Raw genomic sequence first — 25,554 nt, forward strand, 5'->3', positions numbered from 1 at the left:
TCGCGCTGACATCTACACGTCTATTTCGCGCGTTTTGCGCTGGCGCCGCGCTTGATCGCCGGTTTCTTCGGAGGCGCGGGCGAGCGAAAGAGGACGCCGTCTTCCGATGGCGGGAAGAAATACTTTGCGAGATCGACTGTTTCGAGCCGGCCGACGGCTGAGCGCGCGACTGCCATCCATTTTTCGGCGTGGTCGCGGCCGGCGCCGTGCAGATACGTAATCATGTCCCAATCGGGCTTCAGCGAGGTCTCGGGATTGAGCGTGCCGGTGATGGGCCCACCGTCGATCAAGTGAAAGCGATGGCGACAGAGCGGCGCCAGCCGACCCTTGGCCAGCAGAGCCCCGGCGCAAGTCTCTCGCACGGCGGTGATCACCTCGATATCGCGGAGCAGCGGAGCATTGAATGTCAGCCTGTTGGCATGGTTGGAAATATCGCGCGCGGTCGTCGGTAGCTTTTCGTTGACACGAGGTGCGACCATGACCAGGAGCGTATCGCCGACCGGGCTCTCGCTACCAAGCGTCACAAGGTCCGGGTTAGCGGAGAAGCCTCCGTCCCAGTAGGGGGCTCCGTCTATTTCGACAGCGTGATGCAGGACAGGCAGGCAAGCCGATGCGAGCACCGCTTCGACGGTGATTTCATCGTGGCGAAAGAGGCGTGCGCGGCCTGTAGCGACATGCGTCGCCGCGATCAAAAGCTCGATCGGCGATTTCGCGCGCACGAGATCGAAATCGACGTGATCGGTGAGGACATGGCGCAGCGGATCGAAACCGAGAGGATTAAATTCGTACGGCGACAGCATCGTCGCGATGTGGGTCGTCAGCTGCGACGGGCGCACCATTCCGTTAAGAAACGGATTGAGTCGGGTCAGATCCGGAACGCCGGCCTGATAAATGGCCTGCCAGATCTTGAACATTTTTTCGCGGGCCTTCTCGCGCGAACCTTCCGCAAGTCCTGCAGCAAGCGCAACGGCGTTTACGGCGCCAGCGCTCGTGGCGCTGATCCAGCCGAAGCGCAACGTCTCGTCTTCGAGAAGACGATCCAGTACCCCCCACGTGAAGGCACCATGTGCCCCGCCGCCCTGAAGGGCGAGATTTATATCGGCCACTTTCGCCAAATTTTACTGCTCCCCGCACGCCGCACGAGAACCGCCTAGCCCGCGCATATCGTGGTTATCATTAAATCGTTCCGCATGCTTGTGTCATCGGAGACGCGGCACAACGCTCGCTCTTTCCAAAGCTTCAGCCGCGCCAACGCAGCGAATAGGTGCAATCTCAACGTGTCCGAGCGTCCCGTCTCGGCCGCGAAGACATGGATCTCATCGCGAGTTACCGTCGCAACGCTCGCATCTTGCGCCGTCTTGCTCAGCATCTGTGCAGACAGTCTTTTCGCTTCCAACAATTTGCCTCGAAAGCGCGCGCCGAATGTGACCCCGGAACGCGGTCAGACGACGCGCCTTCGCGTGGCAATTGGCCGCTGCGTTGACACACGCATCTGTCGCAATCGCTCAATCGAGTTTTTCAAGCACGTCTTCGCTGAGCTTCACGACCGGGCCTTCCGGCGTTTCGAGACCTCGTACGACGTGACGAATGCGGAGGCCGTTCGGCGTATCAAAGAACGTGAAAAGATTGTACCGGGCCAGCGGTTCGTCGCCGAGGGCCGCACCCGCCGAGGCGGATGCCGCCGCGACGAGCGGCACGGGTTTCTCGCGCGCGGGAAGCCAATCCACGGCAGGCGTGTGGTTGTGGCCGTAGATGACAAGTTCCGCGCCTTCGCGTTCAAGCAGATGCACAAAATGCGCAGCGTCTCTCAGACTTCGCCGCGATGTCGTCATGCCAGCGAGCGGCGGATGATGGATGAGCACGACGCGAACGGCCCCTTCTTGACCGAGCCTTGCTAGCTGCTCTCGGGCGATTTCGATCTGGCGCGCGCCAAGCAGTCCACTGGCAACGAATGGCGGCGTCTCAACCGCCGAGTTCAATCCGATAAGGGCGAGCGAGCCGATACGGCGTACGAATGGAAACGCTAACGTCTCTTCTTCGGCGTCCATATATTCGGCCCAGCGCGCAACGCCGCGATCTCCGTGCATGTGCGAATAAATATCGTGATTACCGGGAATGACGGTAACCCGGCCAGGAGGCCCGACGCGGCGAAGCCAGGCGAGCGCTGCTTCGTGCTCCGCCGGAAGACCGAGATTGACGAGGTCACCCGTAATGACAATGTGGTCGGTTCGAAGCGCATGTGCGTCGGCGATCAGACGGTCCGCGACCTCAGCAAAATGGACGTGACGGCGCTTCCTCTGCCAGTTGAGATAGCCTAGTAGGCGCTTGGCATTCCAATAGCGCCACGTGAACCCCGAAACCGGAGGCAGGTGGACGTCGGAAAAGTGGGCGAGCGTGAAAGTTGCGGTCATCGGAGAAGCGAGGCCCACTGCGGGCGCGCGCAATCCAGCATGGTGTGCTAGCAAACGCCCTGCGCGTTCGTGGCCCGGGGGGTGTGGAGAATTTGGCGTTCCTGAGCAAGATAGTCGTGCGCGGTCTGCAAAGCTACTGGCGGTGGGCCCGTGGGCTTAGGCTTGTTGCTCAGGCGTGTCTATTCGACACGACTGGCCGCGTCGGACTCGTCAACGCAAGTTCTGGCGACGGCTGGCGTCTTCCGCGAACCGGGGTTCGCCGCGGGGAAGCGCTGGAGGACGCTTTAAGCCGACTCCTGGGCGACGATCTTGGCATCGATATCGGTTCACGCCAGGAGCTTTTCTGGATGTACACCGAAGTTAATGGAGCCTTGGGGGGACAGACGGGATTGTTCGTGGTCAGAGCCTGGATGCAAACGTCGCGCAAGCCGCCGACTCTGGTCTTCTTCGGCCTCGATGCCTTGCCGGCGGCGCTCGATGCTGATGATGCTGCGCGCATCTGTCAGGCCGCCGAGGGTCGCGCGCCGTTCGAAGTGTGCTAGAAGCCGCCCGTTCGAACTCTCGGAACCCGCCTCATGTCCCCGCCTCTGGTTATCCGTAAAGCTCTCCCCGGCGATGTTGCGGAAATCTCGCGACTGCACGCGCACGTCTTCGGGCCAGGGCGCTTTGCCCGTTCAGCCTATCGCGTGCGCGAGGGTAAAGGGCACCTTTCGAGATATTGTCTGGTCGCGTATCTCGGCGCCGAACTCGTGGCGTCGCTTCGGATTACAGAGATTACAATTGGCGGCCGGGGCGGCGGAGCCTTGCTTGGACCGGTTGCTGTCGATCCCGGGCATCGGGGCCTTGGCCTCGGGACGAAGCTGATGACCGAAGCCATGGCGGCCGCGCGCGCGGGCGGCACGGCGCTCATACTGCTCGTCGGAGACGTTCCCTATTACGGCCGTTTCGGCTTCAAAGTCGTCCAGGCGGGACAGATTGTTTTTCCGGGACCGGTCGATCCTGCGCGCATTCTGGCGTGCGAGTTGAAGGACGGCGCGCTCGCTGAGTACCGCGGCCTCGTTGTTGCCATCCCCTCGAACACTGTGGCGTGATTTCTGCCGACGCCCGGGCAATCGTAAGTTTTCGGTAACCAATTCACCGGACCATCATGCGGGCTGCGATGCCCGTTGCCTTGCATGCACATTTTGCCCGTTGGGCGGAGCCCACAGCGGCAAAGCCCGGCTTCGGCAGGTTCATGCAAGTTGTCCATTTTAGCGTTCAACGGCCGCTTTTATGGTCGAAATAGCAATTCATAGGAGCACTGCCTTGGGCTCGCCCCGGGCGTGAAGGACTGCGATGGTCTCGACGTACATTCTGTATACGAGCTACGCATCCGATATGTCGAAGTCGTTGCAGCGCGTCTCTTCGGAGCCCAGCGTCGAGAACGACACAAAGTATTTTGAAGATAATATCGGCCAGGTGAAATCGGTCGACGATTTCCTCAACAACACCCGTCTCTTCTCCTACGCGATGAAAGCCTACGGGCTTGAAGACATGGCGTACGCCAAGGCCTTCATGAAGAAGGTTTTGACCAGCGATATCAGCACGTCCGACAGCCTCTCGAAAAGTTTCGTCGGCAAGCTCACCGATCCGCGCTTCCTGACATTCGCCAAGGCTTTCCAGTTTTCAACCGACGGCTCGGTTGCTCAGCAGCCCGTTACTGCCCAGGACACCGACGACCAAACGGACCTCATCAATCTCTATACGCAACAGCAGGTCAACCTCGGCGCAAAGGCAGCCGACGACGCAGCCTATTACCAGGCGAATATCGGCAACGTGCATTCGGTCGACGATCTTATAAGCAATAAACGCCTGCTCAACTATGCGTTGACGGCATATGGCCTCGATCCGAACATCACGTCGGACACCACGATCAAGGCTGTCTTGACTAGCGATCTTTCGGATCCATCGAGCCGGGCGAACCAGCTCCCCGCCCCTTATCAAGCCTTGGCAGAGGCGTTCTCCTTCGCACCCGATGGAACTGTCGATGGCGACGCGGCGCAATCGAGCGGCCAGATCGCCAACACGGTTTATCAATACTATGACGCCAACGGCACGGGCTCCAGTGCTCCTGGGGCGGCGTTCAAAACGCAGTATTATAAAAACGCTATCGCGAACGTGACATCCGTAGATGATCTGCTCGGCAATGCGCGGCTTGTCAGCTATCTCGAAACCTCATTCGGATTAGACCCTTCAGAGCAATCGACGGCGTTGCTGCGCAATGTTCTGACCAGCGATCTCTCCGACCCCGATAGCTTTGCCAATCAGCAGAGCAACGCCGCATATCGCAAGCTCGCCGCAGCCTTCAATTTCAATACGGATGGAACGATCAACGGCGGCGCGGCGCAATCCGACGATCAGCTTAACGATACGGTCGACGATTTTTCGGCTAACAACGATGCTGCCGTACAAAAATATCAAACGACCGAAATCAACTTTTACAAAACCGATATCGCAAAGATCGGAAGCGTTTCGGATTTCATTAAAGACACCGGGCTCTACGATTTCGTGTTGAGCGCCTTTGGGATCGATCCCAGCAAGACGTCATCGTTGACGATCGAAAAAGTTTTAGAGAGCGATACGAGCAATCCGAGCAGTTTCGCGAACATGTCGCACAACGCGACCTATGCGAAGTTGGCCGCCGCCTTCAATTTCGACTCCGATGGAAACGCGAAGACCGCAAGCGTTGCGCAAGTAAATGCGAGCCTGACATCGACTATTCAGCTCTACAATGAGCAGGCGGACGATCCCACGGCACAAAACGCGCAGACAGCCGCAGACGACACCTATTACGGCAACACTATCGGCACCATTAAGACCGTGGACGATTTCCTCAAAGATAAGCGTCTCGTCAGCTTTGTGCTCGATGCTTACGGCTTGCAGAAATCGAATCTTACCGACGACGATCTACGCAAATTGCTGACGAGCGATCCGCTCGATCCGAGCAGCTACGTCAACAAGCCGGAAAACTCGGCCTATCGCCAGATGGCCTTGGCATTCAATTTCGATTCGGATGGCAATCGCCTGCCGACGCCAACCCAGCAAGTTCAGTCACGGGGCCAGATCGTCGCGACAACCGATCTCTATGCGCGCCAAACGCTGGAAGAGGAAGCGGGTGATCAGGACGAAGGCGCGCGCCTCGCGCTCTATTTCCAGCGCTTCGCGCCGACGATAACGTCGGCCTATTCTATCCTTGGCGACAAGGCACTTCTCCAGGTCGCGCAGACCGCTCTCGCATTACCCACCGCTATGTCGGACGCCGATATCGACGTGCAGGCGAAGATGATCACGGATAAACTTGACCTCGATGACTTGAAGGACCCGGATAAGCTCAACAAGTTCCTGGCGCGTTTTTCGGCGCTTTACGATATCAATAATTCCGACGTCACCACGACCAATCCGGCGCTCGCCATTCTCGGCGTCGCTTCATAAAGGCGCTAAAATCGCGCGTTTTTTCCTAATTTCGGCCCTGTGGTTGGAACCGAGCGCGAGCGCAGATCGTTCTCCTCTGACAAAATCGTCAATCGTCAGGAGCCCGGCAGATGGCGATCTTTCACGACACGCGATGGAGGAGGTCGAGAAGCCTCGACGCGTCCATGCGATCCACGGACAATGCGCTGAATATTTTGATCGTCGCGCTTCTCATCGGCTTCGGCTTGGCAACTTGGTACGTCCACACTAATCCCGGGGGCGAACAGACCGACACTGGCCAACCGACAATTACGGCGCCGGTCTCGACGCCTTCGTCGCCGAACGTCAGCCCGGCCCATCCCGCACACTCGCCCAATCCCGGCCCGTGATGCGAGACGAAGTTAAGCCGGTGGTTTACGGTAGCGAAGGGCCATTTTGCGGCGTCGCGCTTTCCACTTCCAGGCCGTTGCCTTGGAGCGTTTGCGCGTTGCCCGGTGTTGGGGCTTCTTTACGGGTGGCGAGACATCGGCGATCAGTTCGACAGGTGTCTTCGCCTTGAGTTGCACTACTTTATACCCACCCGCTTTAAGCCGTGCGAGCAGTGTCGGCACGGCATCAGCGCTCCACTTATGGATATCGTGCATCAGAATAATGCCACGCCCTCTCGCTTTGAGTCCAGCCATCACCCGTGCAACGACCGGCTTCGAACTTCGGACACGCCAATCCTGAGAATCGATATCAACAGCGAACTGAGCGATATTCCGGCTCTTCATATAGTCGACGGTGGTCTTGCTGCTGCTGAGATAGGGATAACGGAAGAATGGTGCGATTGGCTCGGGGCTCGCTTTCTGGGCCGCATCGAACGTCGCCTCAACCTCGCGCTTCACGTCATCGAGAGATAGTTTCGCGAGATTGGGATGCGACCAGGTATGAGTGCCTATCGTGTGCCCTTGCTCCGCCACTTCTTTCACGATTTCCGGATGCAGAGCGACCATCTCGCCGACTACGAAAAACGTGGCTTTGGTGCATTCCTTTGCAAGGGCTGCGAGGACTTCCCGTGTATCTTGGGGAGAGGGGCCGTCGTCGAAGGTCAGGACGACTTCCTTTGGTGCGAGGAAATTCGGGTCGCCCTTCGGCGATCCGAACCACGGTCCGCCAGTCGTATCGACTTCAACGACTTTTGACACACCGAGCGCGCCCGCTGGACATGCTGCATCTGCTGCCCACGTTGGATTTGCGAAGACGGCTGCGGATCCGGCTGCGAGCGCGGCGAACACCAGATTGCGTACGGCGTGCATACTTATTCCCTCGCGTTCTCTCGCACGAATCCCCTTATTAGCGAGAGGCTCGCCGCGAAGCAAAGTCTGCATTCCAATCCGGCTGCGCCGGGAGCCATCCAACGGCGATGAAAAAGTCGTCATTATTCCCATACACATGATGCTTTCCGAATATGCTTTTCTTCGCGGGGGTAAGCACCCATCATAAGCTCATGCCATTGCTAAAACAGGTCGGCGCTATCCCGTTGCGCAAGACACCTCATGGGACACTCGAAGTTCTCCTCGTCTCCTCCAGAGACACAGGCCGATGGATCATACCGAAGGGCTGGCCGTCAAAGCGGATGAGTGACAGTGACGCGGCCGCGCGAGAAGCCAAGCAGGAAGCGGGTGTCACTGGAAAAATCGCGAAGAACCCATACGGCAACTATCGCTATCGGAAAACCGAAAAAACGAGCGTCAGATTAATCGACGTCGAGGTTTATCTGCTTTGGGTAAAGAAAGAAAAAAAGAAGTGGCGCGAAAAAGCCGAACGACGGCGTATCTGGTTCGACGTAAAAACTGCGAGCCGGAAGGTCCGAGAACCGAAATTGCGCACTTTGCTCTCAGCATTGAGCGATTCCTGAATCGCTGACATTTTTTGATTCAATGTGCAATTCGATAATTCGGACTGTGCAGATGCGAGATGCCCGTGACGAAGAGGCTCGCGACTCAGGTATTTCATCGCGCGGTTCCGATGATTTATCTTGCGCACAAAGGTGCAATCCGAGTCTCGAGGGAATTCTCGCGTGAAAAAGCCATCCGGCGCGGTCGCCCGCCTCTTCGGCCCCTCACAAAACGACGAGTTTGCCAGGCTTCTCATCCAACTTGCGAATGTTGGAGTTGAATGCGCAGCGCATTTTCGCGTGACCGAGGGGCAGGACTTACCCGGAATCATCGTCTTCGAACGGCGCGCCGATAAGCTCGTCGATCAAATTCACGAGTTGCTCGACAATGCCTTTATTATGCGCTTCGACCTTCCGGATGCGATGCGCCTTACAGATGAAATCGACGACGTCATCGATGGCATGCGTGGCGCAGCGGCGCACATCGATATCTATAAGCAATATCTCTCGACCCTTCGGCCGGAGGCGCGAGAGCTGCTCGTTACTTGTGAACGTTCGATCCAGGCGCTCCGGAATCTGGTTGAGACGCTTGGAAACCGGAAACTCTCTCTGACGGCGGTGCGCGATCTGACACGCGCCATAAACGAAGCGGAATCAGATGCCGATCAGATCATCGCACGCGCGGAACGCGGGCTTGTCGCCGAATTCTCGGCGCCCGGCACGCGCACACTCGAATTCATAGCGCTCGAAAAGCTTTATGCGATGCTCGAAGAAATGACCGACGATGCGAAGCGCTGCGGCAAGCTGATCATCTCGCTGGCGCGCAAGGAGGCCTGATGAGCGCCATTTCCCTCGCGCTCATTTTCGCTCTCGCGACTATCCTGATGGCGGAATTCGTCAACGGCTGGACGGACGCGCCAAACGTCATCGCAACCGTCGTCGCGACCGGCGTGATGTCGCCGAAGGTCGCGATCCTGATGGCGGTGATCATGAATACGCTTGGCGCCATGTCCGGAACGGCCGTCGCGGCAACCGTCGGCAAGGGCATCGTCGATCCAAGCTCGCTAACGATACCGGCCATTACCGCGGCGATGCTCAGCATCGTGGCGTGGGGGACGTTCGCCGCGCGCGCGGGCTTGCCCGTCAGTAAATCGCACGCACTGCTTGCGGGCCTCGCCGGTGCTGCCTTCGCAAAGGATGGAATCGGTGCGTTACAGTGGGTCGGGTGGGAGAAGGTCATCATCGGCATGATGCTCTCCGTCGTTCTCGGATGCATCGCCTCGTTTATCGTGGGGCGGCTGATCGTTTCGCTGGCGGGCGCTTCGAAACCGATGCGTACAAAACGGGCTTTTGACAGGCTTTCTGTCGTCGCGGCCTGTTTTCTCGCCTTTAACCACGGCCTCAACGACGGACAGAAGTTCATGGGTGTCTTCGCAACGACGTTGCTGACGGGCGGCGTTCTCTCGACATTCGAAATTCCGTTTTGGGTGATACTGCTTTGCGCCTTGACGATGGCGCTCGGAACATCCGCGGGCGGCTGGCGCATCATCCAGACACTCGGCTCGCGCATGACACGGCTCCAGTCGTGGCAGGGCTTCGCAGCTCAGGCGGCGGCCGGATGTACCATTTTCGGGGCTTCGTCTTTTGGCGTGCCGCTATCGACAACGCACACGATCACGAGCGCCATTGTCGGTGCGGCGGCAAGCAGGCGCATGTCGGATATCCGTTGGGTCGTCCTGCAGCGCATCGTGCTTGCGTGGCTGATTACGTTTCCGGTTTGCTTCGTCGCCGCTTTCGCCGCCGCCCGCCTGGCAGCGGCGCTGTTTTGAACAGCTGCAATCAATCGTCGCGCGTCGGCGTAAATTTCAAGCCCAGCCATTGGCTAATGGTTGAAAACTTCTTCAAGAATCGGCCGGTACCTAGCGCGCCGGCCGGCGCATTACGAAACCCCTTGCGCGAAAATTCTTCATTGAAAAGTTGTTCGAATTCGCGGCGGGGCTCAAGCCCCAAGCGTTCGCGATGTGGATAATAAAATACAAGAGCAGGCGACCGGCGCCACCAGACTTTGAACTCGGGTTCCGTCATTCGTGATGGCGAAACGGGCCACAGCAGCACGCCAGCTTGGCCCATATCTTTGGCAATGCAATCGTAAACGGCGGTCGCGATTCCCTTACGCTGGTGCTCTTCGTTCACCGCTGCATCAACGATGGTAACTATGCCGTTGACTGGCCTGCACAGGTGGCAATGGCCGACATCATTCTCTCCGCCATTTGCCGATGTCTCGTCGACGAATACTTGATAAATAATTAGGGATTCGTCGCTGCTGGTGAGATGTCTTCGTACGAAAAATGTGTGGTCGCTTTCGGTGAGGATTTTGATGACCGGTTGCGCCTTAAAGAGAGCATCTATCGCTGCTTCGCTGGCGGCGACATTAAAACTGCTATCACTTCTTAGAGTTGTCAGACGTTCATAACGCGTTGCCGCGTTCATCGTTAGGGCTCCCTCTCCTCACGCGACGCCTCGTTCTAGTAACAAAGTATTTCCTGATTGGTCTATTCTTGAATTCACTCCTTCCCGACCGTTATTTGCGAAAAAACGCGAAACGTTTCTTCACTCGAATGGATCTTTCATCAGAATGGTGTCGTCGCGTTCGGGGCTGGTCGAGAGCAGCGTCACGGGGCATTCGATCAGCTCTTCGACACGCCGCACATACTTAACGGCCTGAGCCGGCAGCTCCGCCCAGCTCCGCGCGCCTTGCGTCGACTGAGACCAGCCTTCGAAATCTTCGTAGATCGGGACAATTTTCGCCTGCGCCGTGGCACTTGCAGGCAAGCGATTGATCCGCTCGCCGTCGAGGTTATAGCCGACGCAAATCCTGATCGTGTCGAAGCCATCGAGCACGTCCAGCTTGGTAAGTGCGATGCCATCGATGCCGGAAACTTTTGCGACCTGCCGAACAAGTACGCTGTCGAACCAACCACAACGCCGCTTGCGCCCGGTTACCGTGCCGAATTCCCGGCCACGTTCGCCAATTTTGTCGCCGATTGCGTCCATCAACTCTGTCGGAAACGGACCGGCCCCCACTCTGGTTGTGTATGCTTTCGCGATACCAAGAACATATCCAGCAAAACGCGGACCGATACCCGAACCCGTCGCGGCTTGCGCTGCGACCGTATTCGATGAGGTGACGAAGGGATAAGTGCCGTGGTCGACGTCGAGCAGTGCGCCCTGAGCGCCTTCAAACAGAATGCGTTTTCCCTGACGGCGCGCCGTGTCGAGCAACTCCCATGAGACGTCCAGGTATGGCAGAACTTGCGGAGCAATGCCGGTGAGTTCTGCGATCAATACGTCTTTGGCAACCTCGGGCTGGCCAAGTCCGCGACGGAGCGCGTTATGGTGCGCAAGAATGCGATCGATCTTTGGGCCGAGACTTCCGAGAGACGCCAAATCCTGGAGGCGGAGTGCGCGACGTCCGACTTTGTCTTCATAGGCCGGGCCGATACCGCGTCCGGTCGTGCCGATTTTCTCAGTTCCCGCGGCTTCCTCGCGAAGCTGATCGAGCTCACGATGCAGGGGCAAGATCAGGGTCGCGTTCTCTGCAATTCTAAGGTTGTCGCGAGTTATCGCGACGCCCTGCTTGCGCAGCTTCTCGATCTCATCGACGAGCGCCCATGGATCGACGACGACGCCATTGCCGATGACCGACATCTTGTCCGGCCGCACGACACCAGACGGAAGCAGCGACAGCTTATATGTCTGATCGCCAATCACGAGTGTGTGGCCGGCATTATGGCCGCCCTGAAAGCGCACGACGACATCGGCGCGCTCCGAAAGCCAATCCACGATCTTGCCTTTACCTTCGTCGCCCCACTGGGCGCCGACCACCACGACGTTCGTCATTCTCTCACCTTCTCATGACTTGGCCCCGACGTCGGCCGGGGCCATGCGGTAGAACCGCTCGTTCTCAGGAGCCCGATTGCGGGCGGTAGCTCAAGGGCCGTACACGATCGACTTGGCCGCCGGCCAGGTAATTCGATATCCGTATTCGAGTATCTTTTCTTCATCGGGATCGAGCTTGGCCTCGAATGCGATAACGCCACGCTTGTCATCGACATTCTGTTTTGTCGGCGTCGAGTTCCCCGTGTACTCGACCTTGATCTCGTCGTTCTGCGAGACGGGAATGCGATCGAGGATCGTCACGTTGATCGGCCGCTCGTGCAGATTTTTCACGTTGACCCGGAAATTGTGGCTATCAACGTGCGAGGTCGAGATAAGCCCGCTTTCGCCGCGCTTTTCCTCAAGGACGACGTGCCGAACCTTTACCTGATCATCGATCCCGAAGCCAAGGTCATGATCTTCGCCCGGCGGCAAAAGCGGCATGTTGCCGGTGCCGACGAACGTGCCGTCCCGAAACAGATAGACGACACCGGGAAGCAGCGGCGTGCCTTTTGCGATTTTGATCGTCGCGTAGAGATATGCGTTGCTGTCGAGCTTCGGCACCGAGCGGCTACTAAGCACCGGGGTGATCTCCTCGGATGTCAGCAGCACGCGCTTTACATCTCCGTTGCCGGCGATCGTCGTGCGGCCCGGGACCGAAAATGTCGCCTCGAACGGCGCGTTGTCTATCTGTGCCACCTCTTCTTCGGCGGCCATTGATTGGGCTTCGGGGGCCGGCGCCTCTTTCAAGAGGCCCGCGAGCGGGCGACCGGCGCGCGCCAGTCCTTTTCTCGCGAGATCCATTGCAGGAGACGGCGGCGGGGCTGCGGCGATGGGCTTAGGTTCCGGCTCGTAATCCACGATCTGCGTGTCGAGCGCCGGCGCGGATGCGCCGTCCGATGGACGCGCTGTAGACAGTTCGAGGTCAACGCCGTCCCAGTCTTCGCCTGATGTTTGTGTAACTGCTGCGCGTCGAGCGAGCGTCAGTTTCGGCGGTTCCGTCTTGGTACCGGTGGTCAAGCGCGCATCGTAAATCGGAGTCCAATGCGCGTTGGGGACCTGGTATCGGATTGTGAGGTCGGCATCCAGCGGCATTTGCGCAGAGACATACACCCGAACTTCAGTCTGCTCCGTCTTTGCAGGCGCCAACGAGGCAAGCTGTGCTTTGACGTCCGCGATGTTGCGGCTGATCGTGCGAATTTTCTGCTGCGCGTCGAGTGCGAGCTTGCCGGCATCACTTGCCGCCTGCGGAATAAGGGCGAGGATTTTGGACCAGTCGTCACTCGTTGGCGGTGCGCTACCTGTCGCGCCCGATAAGGGCCTCGTTGGAAGTTCCGCCAGATTCGCGACGAGCTTTTTCTGGGTCGCGGCCGCCTGCGCCTCGGACTCAACTGTCGTCCGTTGATCTCTCAACTGCTCAAGTTGGTCTTCGAGTGTTTTGCGCTTGCTGTCGGCGGCCTGGCTTTCGGCGCGCTGCAAGAACTTGCGCGCGGTATCAACGGAGCCGATGTCGAGCTTTCCAGTCGCCTTGCCTTCGACGCGGATCGATCCGGGAATGGCGCTCGCAGGAACATCGCTGAGGATAATCGTGTGCTCGCCCTTGTCGAGCTTCACCTTGGCAATGCGCGTGACCTCAGCGCCGGAGAGAAAGACCTTCACCGAGTCCACGGTCGATGTGGCGGAAATGTCGGCAGCAAACGCGCTCAAGGGCTGCGCAGCCAGGAGTACAGCCGCAAGGGCAAAACGCATCTCGCTTAGACCTTCGCTATTGTTTCGGATATTGACCAAAGCGCCGCCTTCCAGGCCATGGGCGCACGTCCATTATGGCCGATACGTCGGTTGAGAAAAAGCATTGACAACCCGCTGCGGTTAACTCGTTTTCGGGCTCGAATTATGGCCCTTCAGGCTCGCTTTTGCGGCGCGCCTCAGCGTATGCCCATTCGAGCCAGGGCAACAAGTTGAGAATGTCCGCCGTTTCAACCGTCGCTCCGCACCAGATGCGTAGTCCAAGAGGCATTCCTCGGTATGCCGCAATGTCGAATGCCGCCTGCTCAGCTTCGAGGAGACGTACTAGGTCGCGCAGCAGGACGAGCCCGTGCGACTCGCTAAGCGCCAGCACATCCGGTTCGACAAAACGCATCGCGACCGAGGTTTGCGACCGCGTCGCAGGATCGACGGCAAGAGGTTCAACCCAGGGCGTGCGCTCAATCCAGGCGTAAAGCGCGGCGGCGTTTGCACGCGTCCTGGCGATGGTGCCCTCCATCCCGCCGACCTCTTTCGCCCAGCGCAAGCCGTCGAGGTAGTCTTCGACACAGAGCATCGACGGCGTGTTGAGCGTCACGCCTTCGAAGACGTCACGGTTGATGCCGTCGTTTGTCGTCAAGCGGAAGAGCTTCGGCACTGGCCAGGCGGGGCGATAGCTCGCGAGCCGGTCCAGCGCGCGCGGGGACATGATCGCCATGCCGTGCGCGGCCTCGCCTCCAAACGCCTTTTGCCAGGAATAGGTGAGCACATCGATTTTCTTCAGGTCGATGTCTTCGCCCATCAGCGCCGACGTTGCATCGCAGATCGTGAGACCTTGGCGATCGTCCGGTATCCAATCCGCGTTCGGAACTTTGACGCCTGTCGTCGTGCCGTTCCAGGTGAAGATGACGTCGCGCGCGAAATCGACTTTCGAGAGATCGGGCAAGTGTCCGGGCTCGGCATCCATCGTGCGGGCGCGGGGAAGCTTCAACTCATCGACGACATCGCGCAGCCAGCTGCGCCCGAACACGTCCCAGGCGAGAACATCGACGCCGCGCGGCCCAAGCAGATTCCACATCGCAAGTTCGATGGCACCAGTGTCGGAGCCCGGCAAGATCGCGACCTCATAACCTTCAGGCACGCGCAAGACGTCATGCGTCAACGTGGTTGCGAGTTTCAATCGCTCGCGACCTTGGACGGACCTGTGCGAGCGGCCGGTGAGCGCATTGCTCAGTACACCCGGGTGCCATCCCGGCCGCTTGACGCAGGGACCGGATGAAAAGAAAGGACGGCTCGGTTTGGTCTGGGGTTTTTGTGGTGCAGACATTTCTTCCCGTGCTTTCGGCGGCGCTTCGATGTGCCGGGCCTCTTAGCGTTTTTTGCCGGAAAGCGAAAGCGTACCGAGGGGTTCCGCGTCGCTAACGCCATCCCGGGCGAGCCGCTTACTGGGCTCAAGACCTGGCACCGTGAGATTGGCGCCAAGTTCCGGGTACGGGGTCCGGTTCTCCGCTTCGCTTTGGCCGGGATGACGGGGGGCTGGAATGAAAAAGGCGGCCGAAGCGACCGCCCTTTTCGAGCACCGACAACGAAGGTGCGCACCTTTCAGTCAAACCGGATGCGGATACCGGAACGGAATTGCTGGAGGACTGCGTCCTTGTAGATGACGGTATTGTCGCCCGATATCGAGGGCAGGGTTGTCGAAATCGCATTGCCCTCCCAGAGCATCTGCCAGCCGTTGTCCCAGATGATCTGATCGGTGATGTTGTAGGAAATACCGGCCTGAACAGCGGCTGCGAAATCGAATTGGTTTTTGGATGTCGAGCCGCTTGCTGATGCGCCGGTAGGAACATCGGGTCCGCACGTCAGACCGGGAAAATTGATTGAGTCGACACACGTTGCGACTTCTGACGCACTCCTGCGCATCCGCCGCCACGTAAAGCCAACGCCCGCGCCAACGTAAGGGGTGAAGCGCGTGCCGGTCGGGATATCATAGAGAAGATTGAACAACGCCGTCGTGCGCGAGAGCTTAACTCTGTCCTGTCGCAGCACGCCGTATTCCTGACCTTGATAACCCGTACCAGGCGCACCCAATGTCGTATATTTCAACGTGCCGTTGCTGGTGAGATTTTCGTCCGGCGAATAATCGATCGCAACCTCGGCTCGCAGCGACGGCGTGATGTAGCGTCCAAACGTCAAACCGAAGATTGGCGATGCGCCGATATCGCTGTCGTCCTTGATCGGCATGTTGATATCGCTGTCCCGGATCGTCGCGCTTTGCGAGATGTTGGCGCCGAGCGCAAGGCCGACGTACCAATCCGAGTCGGCGTCGAATGTCGGGACGGGTGCGGGCGCGGGAACCGGAATGGCGACACCGCCGCCCATATCTCTGATGGCGCCGAAATCGGCTGCCCACGCTGGCGCCGTTCCCGCGGCAAGCGCAAGACTCGCCCAAACCAGCACTTTCGAAAACGTCATAGCCGTCTTTCCCCGCTTGCAGGCGCGCATATGCGCCGCTTTGGACTCTGTTCAACGCTACGCGTGCGCTAACCGAGCCGTCGGAGGGAAGGACGGAGTTTCCAATCGAGCCGTCGCGCAACCCGCGCGAGAGTCAAATGTGAAACGCCGTGGTACAGACCGCACCTTTGGCATTACTCTCGGAGAGCAAGCGCATGCGGCCCCTGCTCTCCATGATCTCCTGGGTGCGCGCGGCACCCGAAAGTTCGTTTGTCAGTTCAGGTCGTAACGCAGACCGACGCGGATCTGATGAGCCGTAATGTTGTTGACTCTCGGCTGCGTAATCTCGGAAGGATAATCGAAAGTCATATCTCCCGTCTGGGCGTCGCCGAGATAGAGGAAGCGGTATCCGACATCGAGGTAGAGCGCATGGCCGTTATTGATTGCAACGGGTTCGTCTTTCATGCCGCCGACGTAAGTCGTTCCGCCGCCGCGAATGCGCCACGAGAAACCTGCCATTGCCGCTGCAGCGAAGTTGTTGCTGGAGCCTTTTGCGATTGAGCCTTCGCAACCGCAGGCGACGTCGACGGTGCCGGACGATGTTTCATTGTGCGCCCAGCCGATGCCTGCACCGATGTAAGGGACAAAGCGGCCGCCGCGATTGAAATCGTAATAGAGGTTCGCCAGGAGAACCGTGCTGCTGAAATCGAATTTTGCGTCACCGAGGAAAGTACCGCATTCGCAGTACATCGAGCCCTCTGTCGTTGCATCAAACAGATGATCGACGGTAATGTCGCCTCTGAAACCGCGACCGAAGTAGCGACCGATACCGCCGCCGACGCTCCAAGCATTATCGATGCCGGTGTTCGTCGTTCTGGTGATCGTTCCGCCTGCGTCGATTGTGGGATCGGTAAAGAGCGTGTATCCGCCGTCAACCCGGGCGTACCAACCTGCCGATGGAGCCGGCATCGGCGCCATTTGAGGCGCTTCGTTGAGATTTCCGCCAAGATCTGCAGCCGACGCGTTCAGGGCGCTCCCAAGAACGAGGGCCGCGCCGAGAAGCAGCACTTTCTGCACATTGAACATCTGTCATTCCCCATTGGCCGGCTCTAGCGCTCCCCGCTGGCCGGATACTGAACTGCTCAGACAATGAAGAAGAACGCTTAAGGGACACTTAATCCGCGTCGGGAATTGGAACGCGGCGGCGTGCCACCGTTCACCCGAGCTGTCATCCCCGCTGGAGGGCAACGGAGCACAGGGCCCGCGGCAGCGCCTCCGTAGAAAACCAGGCCCCCTTGATCTCGCAAGTGGGCTCGTCCGGGATGACGTTGTGGTGGCGGTGCCAGAATGACGACATGGGAGTAATTGTGGCGACGGCCACAGCGGAAGCTATCGGTCTACGCTGCGGCGGTTTTGACGGCATCGACAATGTCGCCGACGATGTTCGATACGATTTGCTCGTCGTCGCCTTCGGCCATGATGCGGATAACCGGTTCGGTTCCGGAAGGACGAATAACCAGACGGCCATTTTCTCCGAGCTTGGCCTTGGCGCCTTCGATGGCTTTCACGACACGCTTGTCGTCGAGCGGTTTGCCGCTGCCATAGCGCACGTTACGCAGGATTTGGGGAACGGGGTGGAAACGACTGCAGACTTCGGACACGGGCTTTCCGGTCGCAACCACGCACGCCAGGATCTGCAGCGCCGAGACAAGGCCGTCTCCCGTCGTGGTGAAATCCGACAGCACGATATGGCCCGACTGCTCGCCGCCGACGTTAAAGCCGTGCTTGCGCATGTGTTCGGTGACGTAGCGATCGCCGACAGGCGTACGAGCGAGCGAAAGATCAATTGATTTCAAATAACGTTCGAGACCCAGATTGCTCATTACGGTTGCTACGATGCCACCGCCGGTCAACTGGCCGGAGCGCAGCCAGCTTTCGGCGATGACCGCCATCAGCTGATCGCCATTCACGATCTGACCCTTCTCGTTGACTATGACGACGCGGTCCGCGTCGCCATCGAGGCCGATGCCGATATCAGCGCGGAATTCCTGCACTTTCTGAACAAGGAGCTCAGGCGAGGTCGAACCGCAATTGAGATTGATATTCTGGCCATTCGGCTCGACGCCGATCTTGATGACCTCGGCACCCAATTCCCAAAGTGCCTCCGGAGCAACCTTGTAGGCCGCCCCATTTGCGCAATCGATGACAATGCGAAGACCCGCGAGGCGCAGATGCTTCGGCATGGTGCGTTTCGCAAATTCGATGTAGCGCTCCTGTGCGCTTTCTACCCGCGTGGCGCGGCCGATGTGCTCGGCTTCGACGAGCAGTGTTCTGGAGTCGGCGTCGATCAAATCTTCAATCTGACGCTCCATCTCGTCGGAAAGCTTGTAGCCATCAGGATCGAAAAGTTTGATGCCGTTGTCGTTCGACGGATTATGCGACGCCGACAGCATGACGCCGAGATCGGCGCGCAGAGACCGGGTCAACATCGCGACTGCGGGCGTCGGCATCGGCCCCAAGAGAAACACGTCCATGCCGACCGACGTGAAGCCCGACATCAGCGCCGCTTCGAGCATGTAGCCCGAGAGGCGCGTGTCCTTACCGATGACGACGCGGTGGCGATGCGTGCCCGAGCGGAACACGGTTCCCGCGGCCATGCCGACTTTCAAGGCGATCTCCGAGGTCATCGGATGCCGGTTGGCGAGCCCACGAATACCGTCCGTCCCGAAATACCGGCGTGACATCTTATCTTCCCCGTCGCTGCGTGAGGGGATCGACAATCCCCTTCACTCGAATTCCTCGAAAACCATGAGCGGGCTGCCGGCGTTGAATTTGCGCCACGTCGCCCCTTGAACAGCCGATCATGCCATTTGGAAGTTGAGCTAAGGCAAATTTCGAACCATTTTCCCCATGTTGTACTAGCATATTTGTGCGGCTGAGGTAGATCTCGTGCGGGGTTGGATCGGGCCACGGAATCGGCCCATAGGTTGGCTACGCATCAGGGTGCCATGCCGGCGGGGGCAAGAAGGCTAATCCGGCACATCGAGGGGTAATCGGTTTATGGCGGTGTTTCTGGCGGTGGCTAACCGCAAGGGTGGCGTGGGCAAATCCACCGTCGCCGTTATGCTGGCACATGCGCTGGCGGTCCATGGCGGCAAGCGTGTGCTGCTTATCGACTTGGATTCCCAGTGCAATGCTTCGTTAATCCTTCAAGGCGGACAGGGCTGGAACGAGGCGCGCAAGGCGGGAAAGACGATCGCCGACTATTTCTACGACCTGTTCGATGGCGTGCCGGCGAATGCGCGAGACTATGTATCCAAGAACGTCGGGGACGTGGCAGCGGCGAACGGTAAGCCCGCACCCATCTCGCTCGTGCCCGGTTCGCTGCTGCTCGAAGACATCCAGGGCGAGCTTTATCTGAAGCAGGCAAGCCAGAGCAATATCCCCGACGTTGTTGCCAATCGTGTCCGGGGACGGATGGAGAGCCTCATTCGCCGGTTCGAGGGCGACTACGACGTTGTCATTCTCGACTGCGCTCCGGGGCTATCGTTCGCTGCACTGGCGGCTCTCAAGACGGCGGATAAGGTGATCGTGCCGTTCCGGCCGGACTACGTTTCCCAGTTAGCGGTCGATCGCGTCGCCATGCTGATCGAGGAAACCCGCAACCTGGACGATCTCTCGGAAATTCCGATGGACGAGCGGCGCTATGTCTGCCTCGCGAATTACGTGCGCAACGACGACAAAGATTATATGATGATCGAGGAAATCAGCCTCGTGCATCCGGTGCTGGAGACGTTCCTGCCGCAGCGTAACGGCATCGCCAACGCATTCGACTACATCGGCCAGCTTCGCCCGATCGATACCAAGTATTCGGACGCCGCCGGCGACGTGAAAGAGCTTTACCAGGAAATTGCGCGCATGATGGACTCGCCGGCGATGAAGAAGAAGTCGAAAGTTCCCGTTTCCTAACAAAACAGTTCAGAGCGCATCGATCATGAGCAAAGGCACACAGCTCTGGCCCGGCGACAGAATGCGCGAGTTTTTCAGCGCGCACATTCGGCGTGAGACTTCGCTCGACGAGGTTGGAGCGAAGCGGCTTGCCGAGGCTCTGACGAAGGCCGTCAATCGCATGCTGGTGTGGGAAATGCCCGCGGCTCCGCAACCCGCGGCAGCCGCTGAAAAAACCGAGGTCACCAAACGCCACGCGCGGGCGGAAAATTTCAATCCGTACCTTTTCTCAGCCATCGTCGTGCTTGCGAAGCAGGGCCGCGAAGGACTTATCAAGCGGCTGCAGGAGATTAAATCTGCCGAGCATTTGCGCGCGTTCGCCGAAGCGCAACATGTTCCTGTGGATGCCAAGCTTCGCAAGCTCGATGATATCCGCAAAGCGATTGTTGCCGCCGTGGAGCAACGGCTCGCTGACCGCAAGGCGGCCGCGAGCTGAGCTTACGTTTCGGTGATACCCGGCATGCCAATAAAGTTTGGTAGCGCTTTGATGCGCCCGATCCAGGTTTTCACCGCCGGATAAGGCTCCAACGATATGCCGCCCTCGTGGCTCAGCGCGATGTAGGGCATGCACGCGACGTCGGCGATTGTCGCGCGTCCGAGTGCCAGCCAATCGTTCTTCGCTAGGTGACTGTCCATAATGGCGAGCACACGGTTCGCCTTCTCGCGCGCCAAGGCGACATCGAGATCGATCCCGAACTTGTCATGCAAACGTGCATCGGCAAATCCGCGCGCGATCTCGTTTTCCGCCACCATCAGCCACTGAGCGACTTCCGCGAGAGGTGCAGCATCCGACGGGCACCACGTTTCGCCGCCCCACTTTCTTGCAATGTAAATCAGGATGGCTTGGCTATCGCGGATTATGCGGCCGCCATCATCGAGAACCGGAATTTGTCCGAAGGGATTACGCGCAAGGTGGGCGCCGCCTTTGTGTTCGCCGCCCGGCAAGTCGACATTCGCCAGTTCGACCGGCACACCGAGAAGCGCACACAACAGGCGTACTTTATAGCTGTTTCCGGAAACCTCACGCCCGTAGAGCTTCATTGACTAGTCGAGCCCCTTTTCGGTTCCCGCGATTGAGGCGCGCCAGACTTCGACCGCCTGCTTCGTTTCTTTGACGTCGTGCACGCGCAGCATCTGAACGCCCGCAGCGACGCCTGCAATTGCGCAGGCAAGAGATCCCGGCACCCGGTCTTTCGCATCATCGACGTTGCAAAGCTGGCCGATCATTTTCTTGCGGCTTGCACCGAGCAAAAGCGGCACGCCGAGACCGTGATAAAGCGACAGGCCCGCCATCACCGCGACGTTGTGATGGAGGTGCTTGCCGAAGCCGACGCCCGGGTCAGCGATGATCTTCGTCTTGGGAATTCCAGCAGCGACGCAGGCTTGCACCCGGCTTTCGAGATAATCGAAAACGTCCAGTACGACGTCGTCATACTGAGGATTGTCGTTCATCGTCTTCGGATCGCCCTGAGCGTGCATGACAATGACCGGCAGTTCGGTTTCCGCCGCTACAGCGAGGGCGTCGGGATCGTGAGTGAACGCCGACACGTCATTTAAAATATCAACTCCCGCTGCTGCAGCGCGGCGCATGACTTCGGCTTTGCGCGTATCAATCGAGAGCACGGCTTCGGTTTTGGCTCGCAAGCCTTCGATCACGGGGATGACGCGCTTTAGCTCTTCTTCGACGCCGACGTAATCAGCTTGCGGACGCGTGCTCTCGCCACCGATGTCAAGGATGTCGGCGCCTTCCTCGATCAGTTTCATCCCATGCGCAATTGCGGCCTCGGTGTTGGCGTGATCGCCGCCGTCCGAGAAGCTATCCGGCGTTACGTTGATGATGCCCATAATGCGCGGGCGGTCGAGCGACATGCCAGCGATACGTGGACGGGAAGACGACAGCTCGTCGAGGATATCGGCAGCCGCGAGGGCCTCGCGGCCCCAGTCGCCGCTGAAGGCGTCGCCCAGCACGACGGTTCGCCGTTTTGTTTCAGGCGACGCGCGCGTCAGGACGTCGAGAGCCGCGAAAGACAGACGGCCGCCTGCGAGCGGCAAGCCTTTCCACTCGGGAATTTCTGCTTCGTCTACGGCGCGGCGCTGCGAGCGATCCCAAAAGATTGCTGTGGGTTGCAAATAAATGGAGCGCTTCATTGGGGATCATTCCGGCAGAAGAAAAGCGGCCGCGAAGGGTATCGCGACCGCTCGGTCATTCTTGGCACGCGAGCGCCAAAGCCCTAGCCCTGTGGCTGCGGCTCGGGGCCGATGTCGATGCCGCCTTGCGGCTCGCCGCGCGGACGCGGCGGCTGCCGACCCGCCGACGGGACGGCGGACCCGGCCGGCCCCTTCGAGCCATCGTCGTCATTGCGCCGGACGATTTTATCGCCGCGCATGATCGCCTGACATTCGTCACCGGTGATGGTTTCGTATTCCATCAACGCCTGCGCCATGACTTCCAATTCGGCCTTGTGCTTGGTCAGCACTTCCCAGGCAGTCTTTTCGCCCGTCGTTACGATCCGCCGCGTTTCCTCATCGATGAGCTTGGCAGTTTCCTCGCTCATGTTCTGCTGCTGCGTGATCGAATGGCCGAGAAACACTTCTTGCTGGTTTTCGGAATAGAGTAGCGGTCCGAGCTTGTCGCTCATGCCCCACTCGGTCACCATTTTCTTGGCGATGTTCGTGGCCTGGCTGATGTCGCTCGATGCGCCGGTATTCAGATGTTCGCGGCCATAGATGATCTGCTCGGCGACACGGCCGCCGAAAGCCATCGCTATCTTGCCTTCGCACCATTGCTTCGAATAGCTGAGGCGATCGCGCTCCGGCAAGCTCATGGTGACGCCCAGTGCGCGGCCACGCGGAATGATGGTCACCTTGTGCAGCGGATCGTTGCCCGGAACCACGAGATTGACGATGGCATGGCCCGCCTCGTGATAGGCCGTCGCGAGCTTCTCTTCCTCGGTCATTGCCATGGTTTTGCGCTCGGCGCCCATCATGACCTTGTCTTTGGAATCTTCAAACTCAGCCTGCGTCACGAGCCGCTTGTTGCGGCGCGCGGCAAGCAGAGCCGCCTCGTTGACGAGGTTCGCAAGATCGGCGCCCGAGAAGCCGGGCGTGCCGCGCGCGATCACCTTCGGATCGACGTCCGGGGCGAGCGGCACCTTCTTCATGTGCACGCGCAGGATCTTCTCGCGGCCGACGACGTCCGGATTCGGAACGACGATCTGGCGGTCGAAGCGGCCGGGACGAAGCAGCGCCGGATCGAGCACATCGGGACGGTTCGTCGCCGCGATAATGATAATGCCCTCGTTGGCTTCGAAGCCGTCCATCTCGACCAGCAACTGGTTGAGGGTCTGCTCACGTTCGTCGTTGCCGCCGCCGAGACCGGCGCCGCGATGACGACCGACGGCGTCAATTTCGTCGATGAAGATGATGCATGGCGCGTTCTTCTTCGCCTGCTCGAACATGTCACGAACGCGGCTGGCGCCGACGCCGACAAACATCTCGACGAAATCGGAACCGGAAATCGTGAAGAACGGCACATTGGCTTCGCCGGCAACGGCGCGGGCGATCAGCGTCTTGCCGGTACCGGGCGGGCCAACGAGGAGACAGCCGCGCGGAATGCGTCCGCCGAGGCGCTGGAACTTTTGCGGGTCGCGAAGGAATTCGACGATCTCTTCGAGGTCGGCCTTGGCCTCGTCGACACCGGCAACATCCTCGAATGTCACGCGCCCATGACGTTCAGTCAGAAGCTTTGCACGCGACTTGCCGAAGCCCATCGCGCGCCCGGAGCCGGACTGCATCTGGCGCATGAAAAAGATCCATACGCCGATGAGCAGCAGCATCGGAAACCAGCTCAGCAGGATACTCGTGATCGACTGCACTTCGTCCTCTGAAGGCCGAGCCTTGAACTTCACACCCTTTTCACGCAGCCGGGTAACGAGGTTGGGATCTTCCGGCGCGTAGGTCGAAAATGCGGCCTCGCTGCCCGACGCATCGCGTTTCGTTCCGGTAATCCGGTTTCCGGATATGACGGCTTCCGACACAGTACCTTTATCGACCGCGTCAAGGAATTCCGAATATTGAATCTCGTTAGTATGCCGTGACTGGCTGGGATTGCTCACCAAATTGTATAGGGCGAGCAGCAGGACGAACAGCGCCGCCCAGATCGCAAGTTTCTGATAATTAGGGTTCATTTGGTTCCCTGCTAACGCCGGTCACGCCGGCACGCGGACCGGGCTCGGCAGCGTCTGGCGCTCCGATTGCGTGCTTAACATAGGGGGCTCGCCACATCCGCACAAGTTTAGGCATTAGCTCCGTAACGGCTACCCCGGCGGTAGCATGCCGTTAAATCCTTAATAAGCAGCCGAAAGCGCCAAAACCTTGAGGCTGCAACCAGCTTCGACAAAAGGACGCTGCCTATCCACCGCGAACGGGGCGAGAGACGGGACGGCAACAAGATCCTCTCCGATCCAAAACGACGGCAAGGCGTGAGACGCCCGAGAAGGCGGGCGGCGGTCGGGGGCAAGACGACCGGCAATTTCCGAATAAGGCCGTGACCCCAGCGGTCGCACAATTACAATGCCGGACGTTTCCGGCGTCCAGTGAACGAGGAAGCGCTCATCCCAGGCCCGGCTTTCGCCCGGCGCAAGCTCGACGTCGTGCTCGTCAAGGCGTCCGGCCTCGCGCCAGAGGCGAACAAATCGGTTACCACTGGAGATCATGACGCCGCCAAGTGTGACGGTAGAGCTTGTTTCCTTGTGCAGGCGCGCCGTCAGATCTTCGACCTCGGAAAGCTCTGGCCGGGGGCTTTTTCCGCCGTAACGAGCGATCAAGCGCGAGAGCAGTCGCTGCCGGAGAATGGGGGGCCCATCGTCGAAGGCGCGGCGGTCGAACGAGGCAAAAACTTCATTGCCGAATGAAAGGCCGAGCGAATCGGTAAAGCGGCTTTCGGCGTAGCGAAGCCCGGCTTCAGCGTCAGCGAGACGGCGCGCGGAGGTTGCCATCGCTGACGCTGTCAGTCCGGCAGAGTCGAGCGCAGGACGGTGCTTACGGATACGCGCGCGCTCATAGCGTTGGTCGCAGTTGGTCGGATCTTCGACGAAACGGACATGCCTTTCTTCGAGCGTCGAGATGAGGCGCGATTTCGGAACGTCGAGCAAAGGCCGGACAAGGCGGACGGGTGAGCCTTCAAAGAGCGGACGTTCGGCACGCATCGCAGCCAGTCCGGACACACCGGAACCGCGCGCGAGACGCATGGCAAACGTTTCGGCCTGATCACCCTGATGGTGCGCGGTAACGATGGCGACTTTTTTTGCTCCGAGGCTTTCCGCGTATTTTTCGAGCAACCGATAGCGCGCAGTTCGCGCTGCATCGGGGATGCCCGTTGCAGGCTTGTCGCCAAGCCAGTGTAGCGTGGTGTGCTGAAGTCCAAGACGCTGCGCTTCGCTTCTAACGAAATCGACCTCGGCAGCTGCTTCTTTGCGAAGACCGTGATCGACGGTCACCACCGAGATCGATGGGGTAAGCTCGCCTTTGCGCGCACGCCATTCGGCGGCGAGAACCAGCAGCGCCATACTGTCGGGGCCGCCCGAGACGGCCAAGACGATATGATCAAACGAGGTGAAATGTTCGAATGCGCTGTCGGCTTCGTTCGGCGCAACGGGGGACTGCGCTGCCATC

The 25,554-nt window shown here is 59.3% G+C and carries 23 protein-coding genes; 9 read left to right on the plus strand and 14 right to left on the minus strand.

The features are described 5' to 3' along the window. Positions 1-20: 20 nt before the first annotated feature. Entirely contained in the window at positions 21-1,106 is a 1,086-nt protein-coding gene (locus VHB22_RS07970; RefSeq protein ID WP_325456517.1) for a patatin-like phospholipase family protein, read from the minus strand. 399 nt (positions 1,107-1,505) lie between these two features. Beyond that, on the minus strand, positions 1,506-2,411 hold the full coding sequence (locus VHB22_RS07975; RefSeq protein ID WP_325456426.1) for a metallophosphoesterase: 906 nt from the start codon (positions 2,409-2,411) through the stop codon (positions 1,506-1,508). A gap of 116 nt (positions 2,412-2,527) precedes the next feature. Between VHB22_RS07975 and VHB22_RS07980 the strand changes: the two genes are divergently transcribed. The 4 genes from VHB22_RS07980 to VHB22_RS07995 all read left to right on the plus strand — a co-directional run bounded on the left by VHB22_RS07980 (position 2,528) and on the right by VHB22_RS07995 (position 6,250). Beyond that, the gene (locus VHB22_RS07980; protein WP_325456427.1) at positions 2,528-2,953 is read left to right on the plus strand and encodes an NUDIX domain-containing protein; all 426 of its coding nucleotides are present in this window, start codon (positions 2,528-2,530) and stop codon (positions 2,951-2,953) included. 33 nt (positions 2,954-2,986) lie between these two features. After that, positions 2,987-3,502, plus strand: a complete 516-nt coding sequence (locus VHB22_RS07985; RefSeq protein ID WP_325456428.1) for an N-acetyltransferase — start codon at positions 2,987-2,989, stop codon at positions 3,500-3,502. A 244-nt stretch (positions 3,503-3,746) separates the two neighbouring features. Beyond that, positions 3,747-5,882, plus strand: a complete 2,136-nt coding sequence (locus tag VHB22_RS07990) for a DUF1217 domain-containing protein (RefSeq protein ID WP_325456429.1) — start codon at positions 3,747-3,749, stop codon at positions 5,880-5,882. A 164-nt stretch (positions 5,883-6,046) separates the two neighbouring features. Beyond that, a complete protein-coding gene (locus tag VHB22_RS07995; RefSeq protein WP_325456430.1) occupies positions 6,047-6,250 on the plus strand; it encodes a histone deacetylase in 204 nt (67 codons plus the stop codon). Between the two features lie 12 nt (positions 6,251-6,262). Here the strand turns inward: VHB22_RS07995 and VHB22_RS08000 are convergent, their stop codons facing one another. Further along, positions 6,263-7,159, minus strand: a complete 897-nt coding sequence (locus tag VHB22_RS08000; RefSeq protein ID WP_325456431.1) for a polysaccharide deacetylase family protein — start codon at positions 7,157-7,159, stop codon at positions 6,263-6,265. A gap of 152 nt (positions 7,160-7,311) precedes the next feature. Between VHB22_RS08000 and VHB22_RS08005 the strand changes: the two genes are divergently transcribed. From VHB22_RS08005 to VHB22_RS08015, 3 genes are all read left to right on the plus strand, one after another. Continuing rightward, positions 7,312-7,761 carry an NUDIX hydrolase gene (locus VHB22_RS08005; protein WP_325456432.1) on the plus strand — a complete coding sequence of 150 codons (450 nt, stop codon included), beginning with the start codon at positions 7,312-7,314 and terminating at the stop codon, positions 7,759-7,761. A 162-nt stretch (positions 7,762-7,923) separates the two neighbouring features. After that, complete coding sequence (locus tag VHB22_RS08010) at positions 7,924-8,577, plus strand: DUF47 domain-containing protein (RefSeq protein ID WP_325456433.1); 654 nt, start codon at positions 7,924-7,926, stop codon at positions 8,575-8,577. Beyond that, entirely contained in the window at positions 8,577-9,569 is a 993-nt protein-coding gene (locus tag VHB22_RS08015) for an inorganic phosphate transporter (RefSeq protein ID WP_325456434.1), read from the plus strand. Before VHB22_RS08010 ends, VHB22_RS08015 begins: the two co-directional genes overlap by 1 nt. A gap of 10 nt (positions 9,570-9,579) precedes the next feature. Here VHB22_RS08015 and VHB22_RS08020 read toward each other — a convergent pair whose 3' ends face one another. From VHB22_RS08020 to glmM, 7 genes are all read right to left on the minus strand, one after another. Beyond that, positions 9,580-10,230: an N-acetyltransferase gene (locus VHB22_RS08020; RefSeq protein ID WP_325456435.1), complete on the minus strand. Its 651-nt coding sequence runs from the start codon at positions 10,228-10,230 to the stop codon at positions 9,580-9,582. Between the two features lie 120 nt (positions 10,231-10,350). Then, the gene (locus VHB22_RS08025; protein WP_325456436.1) at positions 10,351-11,640 is read right to left on the minus strand and encodes an adenylosuccinate synthase; all 1,290 of its coding nucleotides are present in this window, start codon (positions 11,638-11,640) and stop codon (positions 10,351-10,353) included. Positions 11,641-11,730: 90 nt separating this feature from the next. Further along, positions 11,731-13,425, minus strand: coding sequence for a mucoidy inhibitor MuiA family protein (locus VHB22_RS08030; protein WP_325456437.1), 1,695 nt, complete (start codon positions 13,423-13,425; stop codon positions 11,731-11,733). A gap of 142 nt (positions 13,426-13,567) precedes the next feature. Further along, positions 13,568-14,746, minus strand: a complete 1,179-nt coding sequence (locus VHB22_RS08035) for a phosphoserine transaminase (protein ID WP_325456438.1) — start codon at positions 14,744-14,746, stop codon at positions 13,568-13,570. A 275-nt stretch (positions 14,747-15,021) separates the two neighbouring features. Beyond that, positions 15,022-15,894, minus strand: a complete 873-nt coding sequence (locus VHB22_RS08040; RefSeq protein ID WP_325456439.1) for an outer membrane beta-barrel protein — start codon at positions 15,892-15,894, stop codon at positions 15,022-15,024. 252 nt (positions 15,895-16,146) lie between these two features. Then, complete coding sequence (locus VHB22_RS08045) at positions 16,147-16,959, minus strand: outer membrane beta-barrel protein (RefSeq protein ID WP_325456440.1); 813 nt, start codon at positions 16,957-16,959, stop codon at positions 16,147-16,149. Positions 16,960-17,270: 311 nt separating this feature from the next. Further along, a complete protein-coding gene (glmM, locus tag VHB22_RS08050) occupies positions 17,271-18,617 on the minus strand; it encodes a phosphoglucosamine mutase (protein WP_325456441.1) in 1,347 nt (448 codons plus the stop codon). Positions 18,618-18,933: 316 nt separating this feature from the next. Between glmM and VHB22_RS08055 the strand changes: the two genes are divergently transcribed. Together VHB22_RS08055 and VHB22_RS08060 are read left to right on the plus strand one after the other, a co-directional pair. Continuing rightward, positions 18,934-19,842: a ParA family protein gene (locus tag VHB22_RS08055; RefSeq protein WP_325456442.1), complete on the plus strand. Its 909-nt coding sequence runs from the start codon at positions 18,934-18,936 to the stop codon at positions 19,840-19,842. A gap of 25 nt (positions 19,843-19,867) precedes the next feature. Further along, a complete protein-coding gene (locus VHB22_RS08060) occupies positions 19,868-20,317 on the plus strand; it encodes a hypothetical protein (RefSeq protein WP_325456443.1) in 450 nt (149 codons plus the stop codon). A gap of 2 nt (positions 20,318-20,319) precedes the next feature. Here the strand turns inward: VHB22_RS08060 and VHB22_RS08065 are convergent, their stop codons facing one another. From VHB22_RS08065 to tilS, 4 genes are all read right to left on the minus strand, one after another. Further along, positions 20,320-20,922, minus strand: coding sequence for a glutathione S-transferase (locus tag VHB22_RS08065; RefSeq protein WP_325456444.1), 603 nt, complete (start codon positions 20,920-20,922; stop codon positions 20,320-20,322). Between the two features lie 3 nt (positions 20,923-20,925). Next, on the minus strand, positions 20,926-22,029 hold the full coding sequence (gene folP, locus VHB22_RS08070) for a dihydropteroate synthase (RefSeq protein ID WP_325456445.1): 1,104 nt from the start codon (positions 22,027-22,029) through the stop codon (positions 20,926-20,928). Positions 22,030-22,112: 83 nt separating this feature from the next. Next, complete coding sequence (gene ftsH / locus VHB22_RS08075) at positions 22,113-24,068, minus strand: ATP-dependent zinc metalloprotease FtsH (protein ID WP_325456446.1); 1,956 nt, start codon at positions 24,066-24,068, stop codon at positions 22,113-22,115. 159 nt (positions 24,069-24,227) lie between these two features. Further along, complete coding sequence (tilS, locus tag VHB22_RS08080; protein WP_325456447.1) at positions 24,228-25,553, minus strand: tRNA lysidine(34) synthetase TilS; 1,326 nt, start codon at positions 25,551-25,553, stop codon at positions 24,228-24,230. Between the last annotated feature and the right edge of the window lies 1 nt (position 25,554).

Origin of the sequence: Hyphomicrobium sp., from assembly GCF_035548195.1 — a bacterium.
Taxonomy (GTDB): domain Bacteria; phylum Pseudomonadota; class Alphaproteobacteria; order Rhizobiales; family Hyphomicrobiaceae; genus Hyphomicrobium_B.